This is a genomic window from Heyndrickxia ginsengihumi (genome assembly GCF_011008565.1).
Taxonomy (GTDB): domain Bacteria; phylum Bacillota; class Bacilli; order Bacillales; family Bacillaceae_C; genus Weizmannia; species Weizmannia ginsengihumi.
This window is the reverse complement of record NZ_JAAIWK010000006.1, coordinates 25,285-46,058: the sequence shown is the minus strand read 5'-3', so window position 1 is coordinate 46,058 and position 20,774 is coordinate 25,285. Positions and strand designations below refer to the sequence as shown.

Here is a 20,774-nt window from a genome sequence, read left to right as displayed (position 1 = left end):
ATGGTGATTAATGAGATCAGTCATGAAAGTTGAACAAGGATACGATCATATGATGGTAAAAAACATTCCTGAACCCCAAGTAAAACATGATTTAGTGAAAATTAAGGTGGCATATACTGGAATTTGCGGTTCAGATATCCATACGTTTAAAGGTGAATATAAAAATTTTAGACCCCCCTTAGTATTAGGACATGAATTTTCGGGTGTTATCGTTGAAGTTGGAAAAGATGTGAAAACGGTGAAAGTTGGGGATCGGGTTACAAGTGAAACGACTTTTACTACATGTGGAAAGTGTCAATATTGTTTAGAAAAAGATTACAATCTTTGCTCAGAGCGAAAAGGGATTGGTACACAAGTAAATGGAAGTTTAGCTGAATTTGTTATTTCAAGAGAGGAAAGTATTCATGTCCTTCCTGATGAAGTGAGCCTGCTTGCAGCTGCATTAACTGAGCCATTAGCATGCTGTGTCCATGCAGCACTGGAAAAGACGACGATCAGGAAAGATGATACGGTTTTAATTTTTGGTCCAGGTCCAATTGGTCTATTATTATTACAAGTTGTAAAATCTCAAGGTGCATTTGTGATGATGGCAGGAATTACAAAAGATAGAAAAAGACTAGAATTGGCAAAATTGTTAGGTGCAGATATTGTAATAGACAGTTTGGAAGAGGATATAGAAAGAATTGTATTAGAACATACTAATGGTTATGGTGTAGATCGAGCTTTTGAATGCTCCGGGGCTGTTCCTGCCTTAAATCAAGGACTACCATTGGTAAGAAAAAAAGGTACATTTGTTCAAGTTGGTATTTTCGCCAACAAATTAAATGCATTGGATCAAGAATCTATTATTCAACGCGAAATCCAATATATCGGCTCTCGCTCTCAAAAGCCCAGTTCTTGGCATATTGCTTTGCAACTTTTAAAAAATGGGGAGATCGCAGTGGAAGAAATGATTACAAAGATTGTTCCATTTGATAGATGGAGAGAAGGATTTGAAGCGGCGTTAGCTGGCAGTGAAATTAAAGTAATGATTGAATCATAATATAAAAAACCAGCGAATCATTGAACTTACCCAGCTATATAAGACACATATAAGACACATATAAAACACCTTTTAGGCTGCCTTATTCCCAAATTCTTTTGGAGTGAGGTAGCCTAAGTTTTCTTGAATTTTTCCCTCATTATAGTGGTACATATAATTATCAATTTTCTTTACAACGTTAAAATTAGTTAGCGAATTAAATTTACAATACTGAAATTCTTCCGTTTTTAAATTAGAATGAAATGATTCAATAACTGCATTATCCCAACAATTTCCTCTTCTAGACATACTGCTAATTAAATGATGTTCATTTACGTAATCTTGAAAAGTATACGAAGTATACACACTGCCCTGATCAGAGTGAAGGATAATACCCTCAGGATAATTCCGCTTATTTAAAGCCTCCTCCAACGTATCAATTATTAAAGGGGTTTGTTGGTGAGGATAACTCTTGTAGGCGACGATTTCATTGTTGTATAAATCTATTATTGTTGATAGATACATAGTTTCACTACCGTATTGAATATATGTTATATCCGTTACCCATTTTTCATTGGGTTTCCTCGCATTAAAATCACGGTTAAGAATATTGGGCGCAATAACTTCGCTTTTTCCTTGTGATTTCCATTTACGCTTTGGTTTCACCCTACACTGCAAATGATGTTTTTGCATAATCTTTTGCACTCTATTTCGATTTAAACTTATGTGATATTTATGTTTTAACATGGCTTTAATCTTTCGATGACCATTCCGATAATTTGTCGCTTTACAAATTTCAATGATTAAATCCTCGTGCTCATTTTTATAATCTTCCTGCTCTTTCAACCAACGATAATAGGTGGAACGAGGAATTCCTAAAACGTTCAAGATAGCCGTAACAGTGTACTTTTTACGCATTTTCTCAACTAATTGTACGATTACTCTTTTATCAACTCCTTTTTCATGGCTAAATACTTTTTTAAGATTTCATTCTTCATTTTTAAATGTGTTAATTGATTATTCATTCGCTCCTCTTTACTGGCGAATTCTGGACCATGACCAAATGTTTACTGTTTGCCAATAGGTTGATCAAACCGATAAATCTCGCCATCTCTATACCATTTCATCCACGTTTTAATCTGAGAAGTATTTCTTATCCCATACTTCTCCATAATCTCTTTATTAGTCAATTTACCTTCAATTTTATCTCTGACTACCGCCTATTTTGTTTCTCCTGAATATACGTTTTTTTCCATGCAAAAACACCCCCGATAAATGTACTGTTTACAGTGTAACACTTAGGAGGTGTTTTATATTGTCTTATTTTTTTAGGTTAGTCCATCATAGCGAAGATGATTTGCTGATTTTTTCTTCGTTTCCCTATAAAATGATGAAAGAAAATAGCTATTCAAGGCCAGAAAATTATGAATCTATTTGGGCTTCTATCCCTTTTTGTTTAAATTTTATATTTACAAAACAAATACTCGTTACAATAAATAATAATCCAATGACTAATTTAATGGTGATAGATTCATGGAGAAAAATGGAACTCGCAATAATTGAAATTAATGGGATGAGAAATGTATAAGAGCCAACTTTACTTGCCTCTCCTGATCCAACAAGTGTGAAAAAGGCAAGCCAGCCAAAGGCAATAACAAAAATTGAGATAAATAATAGATTTGAAACGAATGGGATATTCCATTGAATGCTAGACCAGTTTTCCATATTTGAGCCAACACATAGTAAAAAGATACCACCAATAATAAGTTGGAGCGAAACCATCCATATTGAATCAACAGCATTGCCTATCTTTTTGATAAAAATTGTTCCAAGTCCCCAGCCGACTGCTGAGCCGAGGGCAAAAAGAATTCCTATTGATGAAATATTTCCTGAAAGACCGCCAGCGCTTATGATGGCTACACCGATAAAACCTAGTATTAACCCAATAATTTTTAATTTGTACATCGATTCTCCAAGCCATAACCAAGAAAAAATTCCTAGTAATACTGGCTGAATAAATACAATTGCTGAAAATAATCCTGCAGGCATATATCCAAGACCTACCGTTTGCAGCCCATAAAAAAGAACGATATTAAGAAATGCAGAAATGAAATAAAAATACCAAGTCTTTTTGAATTGCAGCTGCTTTATTCTAGGCAGCGCAAAAAAGAGTAAGATGACTCCGCCGAGAAGTGTCCGAATACCAGCAAAAAGAACTGGTGGTGTATAATTTAGGGCAATTTTCGACAACGGCCAATTGACTCCCCATAAAAGCACAAGAAATCCAAGCAGTAATGCTGCTCTTGTTCGTGAAAGCATTATTGAACCCTCCTCGATGAAATTAGTACTTTACAATCATACGTTATTTATATAAATATTCAACTGATTTGCTTCAAGAAAGATTAAGCGTTTGTTATGATGCTTTCTCTTTACCCTTTCAAGCATTTCAAATGGTTTTGTGTTAGCTTTATTTGTGATTTGACGGAATATTTAAAATACTTTTTTGCCATAAGATGTATAAATTTGAATGCAAGGGACGAGGTTTTAGCAGAAGGGATGATCAGCGGAGCGTATGTTTTCTGCCCGATGCATGATTGGAAGATCAACGTTGTGGATGGAAAAGGGCAAGATCCTGATACTGGCTGTGTTAAGACATATAAAACCGAAGTCGTAGATGGTGATGTCTTTATTGTTTTATAAGCGAAATCGAAGGAAGTCAGTGTGATCGAAAGCAATTTCTTTTTCGTAAAGAGATTGCTTTTTAATGGATTATTAACAAAATGTTCATATTTCTATACATATAGTTATTTTCTTATAATTCTAAAATGTTATAATGTAAGGGTATTCATAACAGTCAGAGGGGTTGGTAAAATGAAAGCAGCATTATGGTACAACCAAAAAGATATTAGAATTGAAGATATACCTGAACCGGTTATTCAGCCTGGAACGGTAAAGATTGAAGTAAAATGGGCAGGGATTTGCGGTACAGATCTCCATGAATATTTAGCAGGTCCGATTTTTATTCCGAAAGAAACGCCACATCCATTGACAAATGAAGTTGCTCCAGTCGTACTAGGGCATGAATATGCGGGTGTTGTAACTGAAGTAGGTGAAGGGGTAGAACATTTAGCGGTTGGAGATCGCGTCTGTGTGGAGCCGATTTATGCTTGCGGCAAATGTCCACAATGTAAAGCTGGCCGCTACAATGAATGTCCAAATCTTGGTTTCCATGGTTTAGCAGGTGGTGGCGGAGGTTTCTCCGAATATACAGTTTTTGATGCGGAAAAAGTATTTAAAATTCCCGATGAAATGACGTTTGAACAAGGTGCACTTGTAGAACCAACGGCGGTTGCTGTACACGCAGTACGTCAAAGCAAGCTAAAAGCCGGTGATAGAATTGCTGTTTTTGGGGCAGGCCCAATTGGACTGTTAACTGTTTTAGCCGCTAAAGCAGGTGGAGCAAGTGAGATTTATGTTGTTGAATTATCTGAGGAAAGAAAACAAATTGCAAGAGAATTAGGTGTAACAGCGGTCATTGATCCTCGTGAAACCGATGCTGTACAAGAAATAAACCGCTTAACAAATGGTGGAGTTGATATTGCATTTGAAGTAACAGGAGTAGATGTTGTTTTAAATAATGCAATTGAAAGCACTGTTTATGGCGGACAAACAGTGATTGTTAGTGTATGGGAAGGAAAGGCAAATATTTTACCAAATATGCTCGTACTTGCAGAACGTGAGATTAAAGGAATACTTGCCTATCGTGATATTTTTCCAGCGGTAATAAAACTCATTTCTAGCGGGCAAATACCTGCAGAAAAATTAATAACGAAAAAAATCAAATTAGATGATCTTGTTGAAGAAGGATTCGAAGCACTTGTACGTGAAAAAAATCATGTCAAAATTTTAATTCAGCCAAACTAATTTTTTCTACCCGTGTTAACCTATTTGGTAGCACGGGGTTTTTTTATAAAGGTTGTATTTATGAACAGCTTCAGTCATAGCTAAAAGATCGTTGATGGCTATGTGCATTTCATTTGATCCATTCCGAATTTAATGTCTAGGTGATATAAAAGAGAGATCTTTATGACATAAAGCTATATCTATAGAAGCAGAGCAGATCATAGGAGAGGAGTAGAAGATGAAAACACTGAATAAAGTCGCAAATATTTTTTCGGATGGAATGGTTTTACAACGACATCAAGAAGTTCCTGTATTTGGTACCGGAGCAGACGGAACGCATATCCGAGTGTAATTTGCTGAAAAGGAATATACAACAATTGTGAAGAATGGTAATTGGTGCGTGTGGATGGATCCCCAAGAAGGTGGTGTACGATCCGATTTAATCATTACATATGGTTCTGAGCAAGAAGTCATTCACTCTGTTCAAATCGGAGATGTTTATTTATTGGCAGGCCAATCGAATATTGAGTTTAAACTTTCTGAAGACCGCGACTTCTGTCAAGAAAAAGAGTCTATGAACAACATGGATGTCTACTATTATAATGTTCCAAAAATTATTTACGAAGATGAACAGGCACAAGTACCGAGAGAAATTCAAAAGAATAAGTGGGAGAAACTGTCTTCAGAAAACTGCGGTGATGTATCAGCAGTAGGCTTTTATTTTGTAAAACAGCTTGTTTCTTATATGAACCATGTGCCAATTGGTCTTGTTTCTATGAATAAAGGGGGAACATCCGCATCTTGCTGGCAATCGATTGATGCGCTAAAATCCGATTTTGAAGTGTATGGAACATATGTATTACCGCACAAAGAAGCGGTTAAGGATCAGACAGATGAGGAAGAAGAAAGATTATTACAACAATTTGAAGAAAAAGTTGAAAAGTACTTACAAACGAGAAAAGAGTTTGTAAGAACTCATCCACAATTATCTATTGCAGAAGTTAAAGAAATTATTGGCCACACGCCATGGCCACCGCCTAAAACAAGAAAAGGACTTCTTCGACCAGCAGGTTTATTTGAAACAATGTTGAAAAAAATTATACCATTTTCGATTAGGGGGATTATATGGTATCAAGGGGAAGAGGATGCTCAGTACCATCAAGTGTACGATAAATTGCTGTACAATTTAATAAAGGAGTGGAGAAAGCTTTTTTATCAAGAACAATTGCCATTTTATGTGATTCAGCTCCCTGCCTATGATGAAGCTGAAAAAGATACATGGGCATTCCTGCGTGAACAACAGCGAATGGTAACATCAAAGGAGCCGTTTTCTTTTTTTATTACAACTTTTGATACAGGTGAAGCCCATGCTATCCATCCTGCTTCCAAAAACATCATTGGCACACGGGCTGCCAATCTCGTATTAAGTCATAGTTACAAAAAAGATGAAAAAGGATATGCACCGGAAATGAAAACGATTGAAGTGAACGATCATGAGGTGATCATCACATATAAGTATGTTAAGACTTGGAGCGTAAAGGGAAAACCAGTTTGTACACTAGTTGACACCAAAGGGAATAAAGTTGAACGACGAATAAATGTAGCCAATAATCAGCAATTGCGAATCAATATTGAGGAATCAACAAGCTACATTTCATATTGCTTTGAAAATTTTTCGCATCCAACCATTTTTAATGAAGAACATCTCCCAATTCCAGCATTTAAAATGAATATCCGCGAACAGTGTAGGAGTACGTGAAGACCTATAGTTGGTTCTAGCAAATGGTTCAAACTATAGGTTTGATTGTAATGAAGAAAAAGTGTTTAGATATTGTGAAAAAGTTCACAAAATATCCATATGCAAATTGGAGAAGTCGATATATGATAATAAAGGATTAGTTATGTGAATGAATTCACAAAAAACACGGAGATGGTGAGTATTATGAATGAAGCTGTTCAGTCTGTTATCGGTATGGCTAAAAGTAAAAAAAGGATTTTAGAGAACTCTCTTTTACAATATGTAACACGAGCGGCTCTTGCAAGTATTTTTATTGGATTTGCCATTATTCTTTGTTATCGTCTTGCTGAGCCTTTTTTTGATGTGAAATCTCCTGGCACTTCATTTATGAGTGCAATATTTTTTGGTGCTGCCCTTGTCCTTATTATGTTTGGTGGGGGAGAGCTGTTCACTGGCAATACGATGATCTTTACGATGAGTACACTAAAAAAAGAAACGACATGGAAAGACACCGTTTCAAACTGGATTACATGTTATGCTGGAAACATTATTGGTGCTGTAATATTTGCAGTCTTCATTCATTATTCTGGCTTGTTTTCAGAAAAAGACTCTAGTAAGCTATTAATGAGTGTTGTAAGTACAAAGGTGAGTTTAACAACAACGCAAATGTTGATTCGGGCAATATTATGTAATTGGTTAGTTTGTTTAGCTTTTTGGATTCCTTTAAATGTAAAGGGAGATGGCGCGAAAATTGCTTCAATGATGCTTCTTGTCTTTGGTTTTGTTATTTCGGGCTATGAACATAGTATTGCCAATATGGTATTGTTTGCTCTTTCTCTTTCTGTATCGCACCCGGATACAATTACTATGGCCGGAATTGCCCATAATTTAATTACCGTTACAATTGGAAATATGATTGGTGGCGGTCTGTTTGTTGGCGGACTATACGCCTTTTTAACTTCAAAGAAAAAGGAGAAAGCACCCGTTCTTTTACTTGAAAAAAGAGAAGCCAGTAAAGCAGAAATAGCTGCTGAATCTAAATAAAGTGCAACAACATCAACATCGTTAAAATAAAAATGGTTTCCAGCATTATGACGAGCATGCTGGAAACCATTTTTATTAAGGCTTTTTTTCGTAATTAATCATGAAGAAGTTGAAGGAATTGTTTTGTTCGTTGTTCTTTAGGGGCTGTGAAAATCTCGTCAGGAGTCCCTTTTTCGATCACAATTCCTTGATCCATAAATATCACTTCGTCTGCGGCTTCTTTTGCAAAGCGCATTTCATGTGTAACAACAACCATTGTCATTCCTTCGTTTGCAAGTTCTTTCATGACATTTAATACTTCACCAACAAGCTCTGGATCTAATGCAGACGTTGGCTCATCAAATAGCATTAATTCAGGTTCCATTGCTAAAGCGCGAGCAATTCCAACCCGTTGTTGCTGCCCACCAGATAATTGAAATGGGTACTTATCTTTTTGCTCAAGCAGGCCAACTTTTTGTAGCAGTTTTTCTGCTTTTTGAATAGCTTCGTTTTTTGCCTGCTTTTTTACAACAATCGGCCCCTCTGTTACATTCTCGAGGGCTGTTTTGTGCGGAAAGAGGTTGTATTGTTGAAAAACCATACCTGACTCCCTGCGTAATGCAGCAATCTCTTTTTTAGAGACGGATTTAGAAAAGTCAATGCTTACTTTGCCAATTTGAATATTTCCTGCTGATGGAATTTCAAGGGCGTTAAGGCAACGGAGAAAGGTCGTTTTCCCTGAACCTGAAGGACCAATAATCACGATAACCTTCCCTTTTTCAATCGTCATATCAATTCCTTTTAATACTTCATGTTGATTAAAACGTTTGTGTAGATTATGAATCGTAATCATACGATAGTTCATACTCCTTTATAAAAGCTGTAAACAAAATTAAGCTTATTAATGGGTAACGTACTTTTCAAAATGGTTCTCTAATCTTTGCTGGATTAATGAGAGAATGAAACAAATAATCCAATAAAGCAGTCCTGCTTCTGTATATAATAGTAAAAATTCATATGTGGTAGCAGCAATTTCTTGCGCCTTTCTAAACATCTCAGTTACTAAAATAAGTGAAGCAAGTGAAGTATCCTTCACCAAGCTAATGAAAGTATTAGAGAGTGGCGGGATTGATACGCGAACCGCCTGCGGTAAAATAATTCTTCGTAAAATTTGTGAATAATTCATGTTAATCGAATAGCCTGCTTCCCATTGTCCTTTTGGAATGGAAAGAATCGCTGCTCGAACAATTTCTGATGCATAAGCACCAATATTTAATGAAAATCCGATGATCGCGGCTGGGAACGGATTGATTGTAACGTTAATGGAAGGCAATCCGTAGAAAATAATAAATAATTGCACTAATAATGGAGTTCCACGAATAATCGATACATAAAAACGAGCTAACCATTGGAGCGGTTTAATATTGGATATTCTTGCAAGTGCCGTTAAAAGTGCAAGGATGATACCAATACAGAATGTAATTAATGTCAGTGGCAGCGTATAATACAAAGCTCCCTTCAACATAGGAAGAAGGGAACTTTCAGCAATGTGGATGTAACGATTAGGATCTTGAATTTCTATATTATTTAGATACATCTTCACCAAACCATTTCTTAGAAATTTTTGTTAAAGTACCGTCTTTTCTCATATCATCCAAAGCTTTATTAACTTCATCAACAAGTTTGCCTGAACCTTTGCGGAACATAAAGGCACTCTTTGAAGCATCGCCGCTTTTAGCTACTGTTTTAATTGGAGCATTTGGCTTTTGTTTTTTGTAATCAAGATAAGATAACGAATCATTTAACGTAGCATCTACTCGATTAGATGATAGCAATTGAATAGCTTGTTCAAAACCATCAATACTTACAATTGTTGCTCCGTATTGTTTCGCCATTTTTCCGTAATTACTTGTTAATGTTTGAGCCGCTTTTTTTCCTTTTAGATCTTTAAATGAATGAATGTCTTTATTATTTTTGTTAACAATTACAACAGCACTAGAAACAGTATATGGTTTAGAAAAATCATATTTTTTCTGACGGTCGGGTTGAATTCCTACTTGGTTTGCAATCATATCAAATCGTTTTGAGTTTAATCCTGCAAACATAGAATCCCATTGCGTTTCTTTAAATTGTGTTTTTAGACCAAGACGTTTTGCTACTTCTTTTGCAACATCTATATCATAACCAGTTAATTTTCCGCTTTTATCGTGGAAAGTGAATGGAGCATAAGTTCCTTCCGTACCGATTACAAGTACGCCTTTATCTTTGATTTTACTGTAAAGATCTGATTTTGATGATTTGTTTTTGTCTGATGATTGGCCATTGCCACAAGCCGCTAAAACAACGACAAGCGTTGCAATCGCAAACCATTTTAAATATTTTTTCATCATTATCCCCCAATTTCTATAAAAATACTTTGGTATAGATAATATAAAGTTTTTATCCACCATTTTGTATTGTAACCGAAGAAATAAAATTCATCCACTAAAAAGATACAGGATTCCTTTTGTCCTTTAATGAAAGAATGTTTTGACGAGTGATTACATTACAAGTTAAAATATTGCAGAGAATGTTTTATAATGGAAGCAGCAACAAATGAAAATCTTTTGATAAGGAGCATGAACATGGAAAAAATTCTTGTTTTTGGACACAAAAACCCAGATACAGATGCAATTTGCTCTGCAATTGCGTATGCTGAACTAAAGGCAAAATTGGGATTTGAAACAGAGGCTGTACGTTTAGGGGATGTAAACGGTGAAACACAATATGCGTTAGATACATTTAAAATTGACGCACCGCGTTTCGTAGAGTCAGTTGCGAACGAAGTGAAACAAGTAATTTTAGTAGATCATAACGAACGTCAACAAAGCGCAAATGATATTGATGATGTCCGTGTATTAGAAGTAGTAGACCATCACCGTATTGCTAATTTTGAAACGAATGATCCTCTATACTATCGTGCAGAACCTGTTGGATGTACAGCAACGATTTTAAATAAGTTGTACAAAGAAAACGGTGTAGAGATTCGTAAAGAAATTGCTGGATTAATGCTATCTGCAATTATTTCTGACTCATTGTTATTTAAATCACCTACTTGCACTGATGAAGACGTAGCAGCTGCGAAAGAATTAGCTGAAATTGCGGGTGTTGATGCAAATACATATGGTTTAGAAATGCTTAAAGCAGGTGCGGACCTTAGCGAAAAAACAACAGAACAATTGGTTACTTTAGATGCAAAAGAATTTGACATGGCTGGTCATAAAGTTGAAATTGCTCAAGTGAACGCTGTTGATACGAATGATGTACTTGCTCGTCAAAGCGAACTTGAACAAGTCATCCAAGCTACAATTGATACAAAAGGATTAGATCTTTTTCTATTTGTTGTAACAGATATTTTAACAAACGATTCTGTTGGACTAGCCCTTGGAAAATCAGCTGATGTTGTTGAAAAAGCTTATAATGTAAAACTTGAAAACAATACTGCTACTCTAAAAGGCGTCGTATCTCGTAAAAAACAAATCGTACCTGTATTAACAGAAGCTTTTAATGGATAATGTTTAACTGATTGGGCAGGGAGAATGTCTGCTCTCAGAGATAGAAAAGCCAAGAGACTGGGACAAGACTTTAAAAGTGGTTAACTAAAGACGAACATTGCACAAATCGGCTCCAGAAAGCGAAAGATATTTCCGAAGCGGGGGAAAAGCGCAATATTCGGGGATTCTTTAGTTAATATACTTTCGTCCCAGTCTCTTTCCTGTTTTTAGCTGACATCCAAACCGGACATGTTTTGTTTATAGAAGCATTCACTAGAACTTCTGCGGAAAGCTTAGGGAGGAACGCAAAATTAAAAAAGATAGTCGGCAGTTTAAGAGGGAGGAGAATCTATCCTTTTTTTATAATTTTGGAAATAGGCCGTGAATACCGCTAGCTATCATTTGAACGGCCATAACTGCTAATATTAAGCCCATTAGCCTTGTAATAACATTTAGTCCCCCTTGACCAATTTTTGAAATGATAGAAGATGAGAAATAAAACAATAGAAATGTTAGGGCAAGGACAACAGTATACCCAATGACAACACTTAATAAATGAATCGGTGCATGTGAAGAAGAGTGGGCCATCACAGTAGCAATTGTACCAGGTCCAGCAAGTATTGGAAGTGCAAGAGGTGTAATGGAAATATCCTCTTTTTCATAAGCCTCTTTTTGTTCTGCAGCCTCCGGACTTTGTGCTTTTGAGGTTTTTGCGTGCAGTAGGTTAAAGGCAATCCCGAAAATTAAAATACCTCCAGCAATACGGAAAGCATGGATTGTTATGCCAAATAAATTAAATAAGACATTTCCTAAAACTAAAAAAACGGTCAAAATAATGAAAGAAACGATTACTGCCTTTTTAGCTGTTTGCCGTTTTTCTTTAATACTATAGTGATTTGTAAGTGATATAAAAATTGGAATGTTTCCAAGCGGGTTCATAACCGCAAAAAAACTAAAGCCTAGTTTTAAAATATATGCAATCATGGTTTCACATCCTTATACTTGTAGAATACCCCATTCAAGAAAAATGAAACCGACAAACTCATGCCTTTATGGATCGTGACAATGCAGTACTGTTCTTTAATTGGATGCCAATGCTGAATGTGTCCTCAGCCCCGATTAATACATCAGTTACTTTGGGCTAATTCCTTTTGTTTGAAAATCAAATTTTTTATACCGTTTTAATCATGATTACATTGTTATTCTACTCATATTCTTTTCACTATTTTTATGGTCGTATTTTTTATGGTTATATTATCGATTAATGATCTTTAAAATTAATAATTAAAAACAAGTGAGATAACTTTACTCCCTTATTTAAGAAAAATCTTTACCACGAATATCACAACATAGATACAAACTAGCATGAATCCCACGATACTAAGGAACCTAAATCATGGAAATTAATTGATGTTAAATATACCACTGACAACAATAGAGCAATAATATCCGATGAATCAAATCTTTTCATATGCTATAATGATGGATAGATAAGGGGGCATTGCCACTTATCCCTATTTTCGGTTGCCCTTAATTCTATCAATCATTCTTTTTTCAACGGCTATCGTTTCCAAGCATGTAATATTCACATTTTCATTAATTGTAATAAAAGATGCATCCATTAATGAATTCTGGCTTATCATATGTCTGATCGCATCACATTGGACATCGCAACATAGACAATCTATAAACTGATGAACAGCAAGAAAGGTACCATCCATGAAGATGCCTTTATCCACTCGGGCCAGGGTTGCCATTTTATATGGATGTGGAAGCTAAAGGAGCAACGTGATTTAAATCAATATTTTGAGCGATATCCCCCTTTAAAGCGATTATTCAGTCGTTTCGCAGAGCAATTGAAACGAAAAATTTGGACATGTTTTTACAATGGCTTCGTGAACAATTATCAAATAAAAAAATCCTTATTATTTATTATGCATTTAGATTACAGAGTGATCTTCAAGCAGTAAAGAATGCTTTTTTATCCCCGTACAGTAACGGCTTGTTTGAAGGACAAATCAATCGTTTAAGAACAATTAAACGGATGATATATGGAAGAGAAGGATTAGTCATTTTAGAAAAACGAGTTCTTTTTAGATTTTAAATGTTATTTTAAAAAACATTTAAAAATGATACTACCTCTATAAGCAAATTCATCAAAAATACGTAAAAATCACATATTATCCACTATATGTAAATCCATTTGATAAATTATATTTGAATGAAATAAAAACGACCCCAAACAAGGCCGTTTTTATTTTTTGTACGCTTTATTAAAACCAATGCTAAATAATATTGTCGGACGGTTCCACCTTCTTGTCTTTATGAAAGGAGGTGAGCCCAGCATGAAGAGCCACAAGCATAAATACAAGACCACATCAACTACCATAATTTAGTGCCACAATCCTGCATTAATGCGCTTTCACGAGGAATCGTAGAGGCAATCAAGCATTACCTTCATTGGTAGTAACCTGAAGGCAAAGCCTAACTCGTATCACCACCACACAACGGTACGTCCGACTTTAAATTATGGGACTGAGTGAAGGGCTCTTGCCTTCTTAATAAAGCAAAAGGAACTCCCGGCCACACACCTAAAGAGTTCCCAAAATCGTTTTCCCAGACATGAAGAACAAAAACGATAACCACATCATTTATAATTATGTCTGTTTCTACTTAAAGTATACCAAAATTTTAGAGCCTGTAAACAAATAAAAATGATGCGAGACCTTTATTTCTCACATCATCCTATGTATTCTATCCAAGTACCAGTTCTATATTGATAAACGTCTCCTAATCCTCATATCCTTACAAATAGCATCCCAACCAATATATTTTCGTAAACATTCAGGTTTCGCCTATCATTTCTATCCCATCATAATATTTATATGCTACACCCGACATATCATTGCAATTTTCAAATACCTCATATTATCCATTTCCTCGATTGCATTCATGAAATTTTCTGCAATCCCCTACTCAATAATTAATACAGAACAAATTCTACATGTGCAAAAGAAAGAGGTGGTGGTTTGACTAATTTCGTTTTTACGTGTAAATGCTCCTTCTTTTAAAACATCAAAATGCTTTTATATCTAGATCACGTAAAATGATATTCAGCGATATTCATACGCATTTCTTCATTTGCGTCCCCGATTTCTCTACGTACGTTTTCTCAAAAGGAACAAAAATAACAATGAACATTGCCACAATCATAATAATAAAAGAAGTACGATTTTTAATTTATGGAATCTTCTTTATTTTATTCAATAAAAACGATATTTTACGGGCTTATTTAACATAAAGCCTGTGCTTTCAATTGATTTAGTAGCACTAAAAGAGTGCATCATCTTTGCGAACATTGCAACATTGTCTCTAGAGAGAGGTGTTTCTTTAGAAAGAGCGATTAAAATAGTTACATTGGTTTTAAGTGATCTATATCTACCTAGTCATTATATAAAATGAAACAGAAAATGGTTGACAAATAAACAATTACAAATATATACTTGATTACATAAAGTAACTCAATGAGAAAAGGAGTATTTACAATGAAACAAATTGTCGCTTTAGTTGGAAGTATCCGCAAAGATTCTATTCATATGAATTTGGTGAAGCATTTGAAAGAACGTTATAAAGATCGTTTAAATATTGAAATATTAGATTTAAAACAACTACCATTTTACGATCAGGATATTGAACTTGAACCGCCCCAATCTGTTGTGGCGTTTAAAAAAGCAGTGAAAGAAGCTGACGGTGTAATTATTGCAACTCCAGAATATAATTGGTCGTTCTCCGGAGTTTTGAAAAACGCCCTTGATTGGTTATCAAGAGTAGAGCGCGAAATGACTGGTAAACCTACAATGCTTCTTGGTGCAAGTCCTGGTATTATGGGGACGATAAGGGCACAATTGCAATTGCGTCAAGTATTAGCAAGTCCAGGCATTCAAGCCCGTGTATTACCGCCTTCCCAAAACGAAGTTGTTATTACACAAGCGTTTGAAAAATTTGATGAAGCAGGAAAACTAATAGATCAATCAACGATTGAGTTTTTAGATAAAGTAATTGGAAACTTCGAAGAATTTATCGAAGAATAGAAGATGGGCTGGGACAAAACTCAAAAGTGGTTAGCTAAAGACGAACATTGTACAAATTAGTTCCAGAAGGCATCGGTGAGGCCTCGCAGTGCATTAGCATGCGGGCTCACCAGCCGCCTGCGGAAAGCAAAGGATATTTCCGGAGCAGGGTTGGAGCGCAATATTCGGGATTTTTTTAGTTACTATCCTTTTGTCCCAGCCTTAGTTATATAAAACATTTTTTTATATAACTATTTACAAAGCGTAAATTATTTTATATAATATAAATGTGCTTGAGAGACAAGTACTTATGCGGGTGTAGTTTAGTGGTAAAACTACAGCCTTCCAAGCTGTTGTCGTGGGTTCGATTCCCATCACCCGCTCCATTATACATAACAAATTTAACGCAGTGTTTCGTTCATTTCAGAATGAAGTATTGCGTTTTTTTATTGTTTGTTTGATATAATCTAACGATATTGTTGATACAATCTCGAGTTAACTTTTTTCTGTGAACGATTTGTTTCACAATTGACCTGAAGAACTACAATTATTTAATAAATGAATTAAACCGCTATGAGAGGTGAGAGAATGGACATCACGAAGCTAAAAAAAGAAGTTATTGCCTTTAGTCAATTAATCGGTATAGACAAAATTGGTTTCACAACAGCAGATCCTTTCACAGAAATGAAACAGCGGTTAATACGTCAGCAACAATTAAATTACCAATCAGGGTTTGAAGAGAAAGATATTGAAAAACGAGTGAATCCATCACTGATTTTTGATGGTCCACAATCTATTATCGCCATTGCACTTGCATACCCTGCAAAAATTGAAAATCCTCCTAAAGGAGTGAAGGGTGACCGTCGAGGCGTGTTCTGTAAAGCCTCTTGGGGGCAAGATTATCATCATATTCTGAAAGAGAAACTTCAGCAGCTAGAGACTTTTATTAAAGAGAAGGTAGAAGGTGCCCGGTGCAAATCAATGGTCGATACAGGTGAACTAGTAGATCGGGCTGTTGCTGAAAGAGCTGGTATTGGCTGGAGTGGGAAAAATTGTTCCATTATTACTCCTGAATTTGGTTCATACGTGTATCTTGGGGAAATGATTACCAATATTCCGTTTGACCCGGATGTGCCAATGGAAGATCAATGTGGTGAATGCCGAAAATGTTTAGATGTTTGTCCAACTGGTGCCCTTGTGCGACCGGGACAGTTAAATGCAAAACGATGTATTGCTTTTATTACACAAACAAAAGGCTTTGTTGATGATGAATTTAAAGAAAAAATCGGAAATCGGCTTTATGGATGTGATTCATGTCAAACCATTTGTCCAAAAAATAAAGGAATTGACTTTCACTTTCATGAGGAAATGGAGCCAGATCCGGAAATTGCCAAACCAAAATTAACGCCGCTTTTAAAGATCAGTAACAGAGAATTTAAGGAAGTATTCGGGCACGTATCAGGTTCATGGCGTGGTAAAAAGCCTATTCAAAGAAATGCGATTATTGCTTTAGCTCATTTTAAAGAGAAAAGTGCAGTGCCAGATCTAATTAAAGTGTTGCGGGAAGATTCTCGGCCTGTGATGCGGGGAACTGCTGCCTGGGCTTTAGGGAAAATAGGCGGAGAAGAGGCTAAAGTTGCACTAGAAGTAGCAGAATTAAGGGAAGAAGACTCTGAAGCTTTACAAGAAATTCGCAAAGGTTTGGCATTTTTTAAAGAAAACACCGCCGATTAAGGAATTGACTATTATAGACATTCCTTCCGACATATAGTGATAGGGGAAGGAGGGATTGCCTTGAAGGAGCAAATTCAAGCTCATTTAAAGAATCGAATTGAACAATTTTTTCATCGCGAGACTGACACATTTCCTGACGTTGAAATAAAGAAAGAGTTATTTGCACGCAGAAAAGCTGATTTGATAAAAGTAAAAGCCGATGCACAAGTTCTTCATATAAGCAGAGAAGGAAAGCACTGTTTTATTGAATATCAGGCCCATATGCAATATTTAATTAAACAAAAAGAACAATACTATATAGAAGAAAATGTTGAAAATAGAAAGGCTTCCTTTTATAATAATCGTTTATATGAGGATCAGGAAATGATAATGGAGTATCCCCTGTTTCAACGAGACGAAAGCAATGAGTCACTATTTGATGAACGTTCAGATGATACGCGCTTAGCGTTTGTTTATGACCGTATGAAAGCAGTACAATATGCGGAACGTTGGTGGAATGAATTTAATCCAGCCTACAAAAAGTTCACAGATGATTGTACCAATTTTATTTCGCAATGTCTTCACGCCGGTGGTGCACCGATGAGAGGTTATCCTAATCGCAGTCAAGGGTGGTGGATGCGGAATAATAATTGGAGCTATAGTTGGGCTGTCGCAAATTCATTAAAAACTTATTTATCTTATTCAAAAACGGGCTTACGTACAAATCAAGTTTCCTCTCCTGAAGAGTTAAAATTAGGAGATGTCATTTGTTATGACTTTCAAGGGGATGGGCGTTTTGATCATAATACGATGATAACAGGATTTGACGTATACGGAATGCCGCTTGTTAACGCGCATACATCGAATAGTAGAAAACGGTATTGGTCCTATGAAGATTCTTCGGCTTATACTCCAAATATTCAATATAAGTTTTTTTCTATTCAAGATGACCGCTCATAAAACATGCTATAATATGCTTGAGGTGACAAAATTTTGAGTTTACATGTCGTATTATATCAACCAGAAATTCCAGCCAATACTGGAAATATTGCACGAACTTGCGCAGGTACCGATACTGCTTTGCACTTAATCCGGCCACTAGGATTTTCAACAGATGATAAGATGCTAAAAAGAGCGGGATTAGACTATTGGAAACATGTGAATATTTTTTATTATGATTCATTAGACGAATTTTTTGAAAAACACGCCGGTGGAGAATTTTACTTTATTGAAACATTTGGAGAAAAGGCCTTTACGAATTTTGATTTTAGCGATAGCGAGAAAGATATTTATTTTATGTTTGGCCGTGAGACAACGGGCCTGCCGATGGAATTAATTGAACAGCATAAAGATCATTGTTTGCGAATTCCAATGACGAATAAAGTTCGATCTCTTAATCTTTCTAATACAGCCGCAATATTAGTATACGAAGCATTGAGACAACAAGGATATCCGAATTTGAAATAGAATGTTATGAGCAGATGTACATCTTACAATAGATGTTATGTCTGCTCTTTTTTATTACTTTGAAGGCTTTCGTTTTCTCCATCTTATCTATTTAACGAAATAATTTAGCAAAAATTCCTCCCTTTTGAAAATCGATCACACCTCGATTTACAAACACTTTTATTTGATTTCCGCATTGAAGTTGTCTCTTTTATTCATGTTCACCTGCTTGGGAGCATATCATATAGAAACGTCTCTTCAAAAGATGACAAGGGGAGGTTCTAAATGGATATTCTAAAAAAGCTGGAAAACTATCGTGAAGAAGAGGAAAAATTAAAGTGGGAAGGTACTTTTGCTGATTACTTAGACTTGTTGAAAGAGAAACCATGGGTGGCTCAATCCGCACATTCTCGTGTTTACAATATGATTAAAGACGCTGGTATAGAAGAAGTAGACGGAGTCAAAAAGTATCGTTTTTTTAGTCATCAATTATTTGGATTAGAAGAGGCGCTTGAGAAATTAGTAGAAGAATATTTTCATCCTGCAGCTAAACGGCTAGATGTTAGAAAGCGTGTATTGCTATTAATGGGTCCTGTTAGTGGCGGTAAATCAACATTAGTTACGATGTTAAAAAGGGGATTAGAGGCTTATACACGGTCAGATAAAGGCGCTGTTTATGCGATCAAAGGATGCCCGATGCATGAAGATCCGCTTCATCTAATACCACAACATTTACGTGCAGATTTTTATGATGAATATGGAATTCGCATTGAAGGAAATTTATCACCGCTAAACACGTTAAGATTGGAAGAAGAATATGGCGGCAGAATTGAAGATGTCTTAGTTGAAAGAATTTTCTTCTCTGAAGATAAACGTACTGGCATTGGAACATTTAGTCCATCAGATCCAAAATCACAAGATATTGCAGACTTAACGGGTAGTATAGATTTTTCAACGATTGCAGAATTCGGTTCAGAATCGGATCCACGCGCATATCGTTTTGATGGTGAACTGAATAAAGCCAATCGTGGTTTAATGGAATTTCAAGAAATGTTAAAATGTGACGAAAAATTTCTCTGGCATTTACTATCATTGACGCAAGAGGGCAATTTTAAAGCAGGAAGATTTGCGTTGATTAGTGCAGATGAATTGATTGTTGCTCATACGAATGAAACAGAGTATCGTTCATTCATTTCTAATAAGAAAAATGAAGCTTTACATTCTCGTATTATCGTGATGCCTGTACCATACAATTTAAAGGTCTCAGAGGAAGAAAAAATCTATGAAAAAATGATTCGTGAGAGTGATGTTGCAGATGTGCACATTGCACCGCATACATTGAAAGTGGCTGCAATGTTTACGATTTTAACGAGATTAAGGGAGCCGAAACGTGCGGATATTGATCTCTTGAAAAAGATGAGATTATATGATGGAAAAACAGTAGAAGGCTACAATTCACAAGATATTAAAGACTTGAAAAACGAATATCAGGATGAAGGAATGTTTGGAATTGATCCGCGTTACGTCATTAACCGTATTTCTTCAACGATTATCCGTAAAGAGATTAAAAGTATCAATGCTTTAGATGTCTTACGGTCATTAAAAGATGGGCTTGATCAACATCCTTCTATAACAGAAGAATTAAAGGAAAAATATTTGAACTTCATTTCGTTGGCACGAAAGGAGTACGATGAAATTGCCAAAAAAGAAGTTCAAAAGGCATTTGTTTACTCGTATGAGGAATCGGCTAAAACATTGCTAGATAATTATCTTGATAATGTTGAAGCTTATTGCAATAAAGTAAAACTTCGTGATCCGCTTACTGGCGAAGAAATCAATCCAGATGAAAAATTAATGCGTTCGATTGAGGAACAAATTGGTATCTCTGAAAATGCAAAAAAAGCATTCCGTGAAGAGATTTTGATTCGCATTTCAGCGTATGCTCGTAAAGGGAAACGTTTTGATTACTATTCGCATGATAGACTTCGTGAAGCAATACAGAAAAAGCTGTTTGCTGATTTGAAAGATGTAGTTAAAATTACAACTTCTACAAAAACACCAGATGAACAACAACTGAAGAAAATTAATGAAGTTGTAGCACGACTCATTGATGAGCATGGTTATAATTCAACTTCTGCCAATGAACTTTTACGCTATGTTGGAAGCTTACTCAATCGATAATATGAATCGGTTTGCGGGTTAGGTTCTTAAATGAGCCTACCCTTTTTCATATCAATTCTCGTCCTAAAAATGAAAAAATTTAGGAAAAAAGATTGTTTTCCACAATTACTGTCAATCATTTAGAAAGTTTGCATAAAATGAAGTAA

17 protein-coding genes, 1 tRNA gene and 2 pseudogenes are annotated in these 20,774 nt (G+C 35.7%); 13 read left to right on the top strand and 7 right to left on the bottom strand.

The genetic code is table 11. The features are described from left to right. The first annotated feature begins 10 nt into the window (after positions 1-10). Positions 11-1,042 (top strand): zinc-binding dehydrogenase, encoded by a 1,032-nt coding sequence (locus G4D61_RS05825; RefSeq protein ID WP_025731605.1) that lies wholly within the window; start codon positions 11-13, stop codon positions 1,040-1,042. Between the two features lie 72 nt (positions 1,043-1,114). Here G4D61_RS05825 and G4D61_RS05820 read toward each other — a convergent pair. The 3 genes and pseudogenes from G4D61_RS05820 to G4D61_RS05810 all read right to left on the bottom strand — a co-directional run. After that, positions 1,115-1,993, bottom strand: a pseudogene (locus G4D61_RS05820) (IS3 family transposase); the annotation flags it as partial. Between the two features lie 95 nt (positions 1,994-2,088). Next, a pseudogene (locus G4D61_RS18455) lies at positions 2,089-2,226 on the bottom strand (hypothetical protein); the annotation flags it as partial. A 217-nt stretch (positions 2,227-2,443) separates the two neighbouring features. Then, entirely contained in the window at positions 2,444-3,340 is an 897-nt protein-coding gene (locus tag G4D61_RS05810) for a DMT family transporter (RefSeq protein WP_025730759.1), read from the bottom strand. A 204-nt stretch (positions 3,341-3,544) separates the two neighbouring features. Here G4D61_RS05810 and G4D61_RS05805 point away from each other — a divergent pair, with 204 nt between their 5' ends. The 4 genes from G4D61_RS05805 to G4D61_RS05790 all read left to right on the top strand — a co-directional run bounded on the left by G4D61_RS05805 (position 3,545) and on the right by G4D61_RS05790 (position 7,706). Beyond that, complete coding sequence (locus G4D61_RS05805) at positions 3,545-3,721, top strand: Rieske (2Fe-2S) protein (RefSeq protein WP_205603218.1); 177 nt, start codon at positions 3,545-3,547, stop codon at positions 3,719-3,721. A gap of 171 nt (positions 3,722-3,892) precedes the next feature. Beyond that, positions 3,893-4,945 carry a 2,3-butanediol dehydrogenase gene (locus G4D61_RS05800; RefSeq protein ID WP_025730756.1) on the top strand — a complete coding sequence of 351 codons (1,053 nt, stop codon included), beginning with the start codon at positions 3,893-3,895 and terminating at the stop codon, positions 4,943-4,945. A gap of 385 nt (positions 4,946-5,330) precedes the next feature. After that, positions 5,331-6,683 (top strand): sialate O-acetylesterase, encoded by a 1,353-nt coding sequence (locus tag G4D61_RS05795; RefSeq protein WP_163173459.1) that lies wholly within the window; start codon positions 5,331-5,333, stop codon positions 6,681-6,683. A 183-nt stretch (positions 6,684-6,866) separates the two neighbouring features. Next, on the top strand, positions 6,867-7,706 hold the full coding sequence (locus tag G4D61_RS05790) for a formate/nitrite transporter family protein (protein ID WP_163173523.1): 840 nt from the start codon (positions 6,867-6,869) through the stop codon (positions 7,704-7,706). A 94-nt stretch (positions 7,707-7,800) separates the two neighbouring features. Here G4D61_RS05790 and G4D61_RS05785 read toward each other — a convergent pair whose 3' ends face one another. The 3 genes from G4D61_RS05785 to G4D61_RS05775 are packed head-to-tail and all read right to left on the bottom strand — an operon-like array spanning position 7,801 to position 10,072. After that, positions 7,801-8,538 carry an amino acid ABC transporter ATP-binding protein gene (locus G4D61_RS05785; protein ID WP_025730750.1) on the bottom strand — a complete coding sequence of 246 codons (738 nt, stop codon included), beginning with the start codon at positions 8,536-8,538 and terminating at the stop codon, positions 7,801-7,803. Positions 8,539-8,586: 48 nt separating this feature from the next. After that, on the bottom strand, positions 8,587-9,282 hold the full coding sequence (locus G4D61_RS05780; protein ID WP_025730748.1) for an amino acid ABC transporter permease: 696 nt from the start codon (positions 9,280-9,282) through the stop codon (positions 8,587-8,589). After that, on the bottom strand, positions 9,269-10,072 hold the full coding sequence (locus G4D61_RS05775) for an amino acid ABC transporter substrate-binding protein (protein ID WP_025730746.1): 804 nt from the start codon (positions 10,070-10,072) through the stop codon (positions 9,269-9,271). Before G4D61_RS05775 ends, G4D61_RS05780 begins: the two co-directional genes overlap by 14 nt. A gap of 237 nt (positions 10,073-10,309) precedes the next feature. Between G4D61_RS05775 and G4D61_RS05770 the strand changes: the two genes are divergently transcribed. Beyond that, positions 10,310-11,239: a manganese-dependent inorganic pyrophosphatase gene (locus G4D61_RS05770; RefSeq protein ID WP_163173457.1), complete on the top strand. Its 930-nt coding sequence runs from the start codon at positions 10,310-10,312 to the stop codon at positions 11,237-11,239. A gap of 339 nt (positions 11,240-11,578) precedes the next feature. Here G4D61_RS05770 and G4D61_RS05765 read toward each other — a convergent pair whose 3' ends face one another. Further along, positions 11,579-12,202, bottom strand: a complete 624-nt coding sequence (locus tag G4D61_RS05765; protein WP_025730742.1) for a MarC family protein — start codon at positions 12,200-12,202, stop codon at positions 11,579-11,581. Between the two features lie 892 nt (positions 12,203-13,094). Here G4D61_RS05765 and G4D61_RS05760 point away from each other — a divergent pair. The 7 genes from G4D61_RS05760 to G4D61_RS05730 all read left to right on the top strand — a co-directional run bounded on the left by G4D61_RS05760 (position 13,095) and on the right by G4D61_RS05730 (position 20,628). After that, positions 13,095-13,322: a transposase gene (locus G4D61_RS05760; protein ID WP_025730741.1), complete on the top strand. Its 228-nt coding sequence runs from the start codon at positions 13,095-13,097 to the stop codon at positions 13,320-13,322. 1,441 nt (positions 13,323-14,763) lie between these two features. Further along, positions 14,764-15,309, top strand: a complete 546-nt coding sequence (locus tag G4D61_RS05755; protein ID WP_163173455.1) for an NADPH-dependent FMN reductase — start codon at positions 14,764-14,766, stop codon at positions 15,307-15,309. Between the two features lie 291 nt (positions 15,310-15,600). Further along, a tRNA-Gly gene (locus G4D61_RS05750) sits at positions 15,601-15,674 on the top strand. 202 nt (positions 15,675-15,876) lie between these two features. Next, positions 15,877-17,022, top strand: coding sequence for a tRNA epoxyqueuosine(34) reductase QueG (gene queG, locus G4D61_RS05745; RefSeq protein WP_163173453.1), 1,146 nt, complete (start codon positions 15,877-15,879; stop codon positions 17,020-17,022). A gap of 60 nt (positions 17,023-17,082) precedes the next feature. After that, the gene (locus G4D61_RS05740) at positions 17,083-17,961 is read left to right on the top strand and encodes an amidase domain-containing protein (protein ID WP_025730735.1); all 879 of its coding nucleotides are present in this window, start codon (positions 17,083-17,085) and stop codon (positions 17,959-17,961) included. 33 nt (positions 17,962-17,994) lie between these two features. Then, positions 17,995-18,468: a tRNA (uridine(34)/cytosine(34)/5-carboxymethylaminomethyluridine(34)-2'-O)-methyltransferase TrmL gene (gene trmL, locus G4D61_RS05735; RefSeq protein ID WP_025730733.1), complete on the top strand. Its 474-nt coding sequence runs from the start codon at positions 17,995-17,997 to the stop codon at positions 18,466-18,468. Positions 18,469-18,732: 264 nt separating this feature from the next. Continuing rightward, positions 18,733-20,628, top strand: coding sequence for an ATP-dependent protease PrkA (locus tag G4D61_RS05730; RefSeq protein ID WP_025730731.1), 1,896 nt, complete (start codon positions 18,733-18,735; stop codon positions 20,626-20,628). The last annotated feature ends 146 nt before the right edge of the window (positions 20,629-20,774 follow it).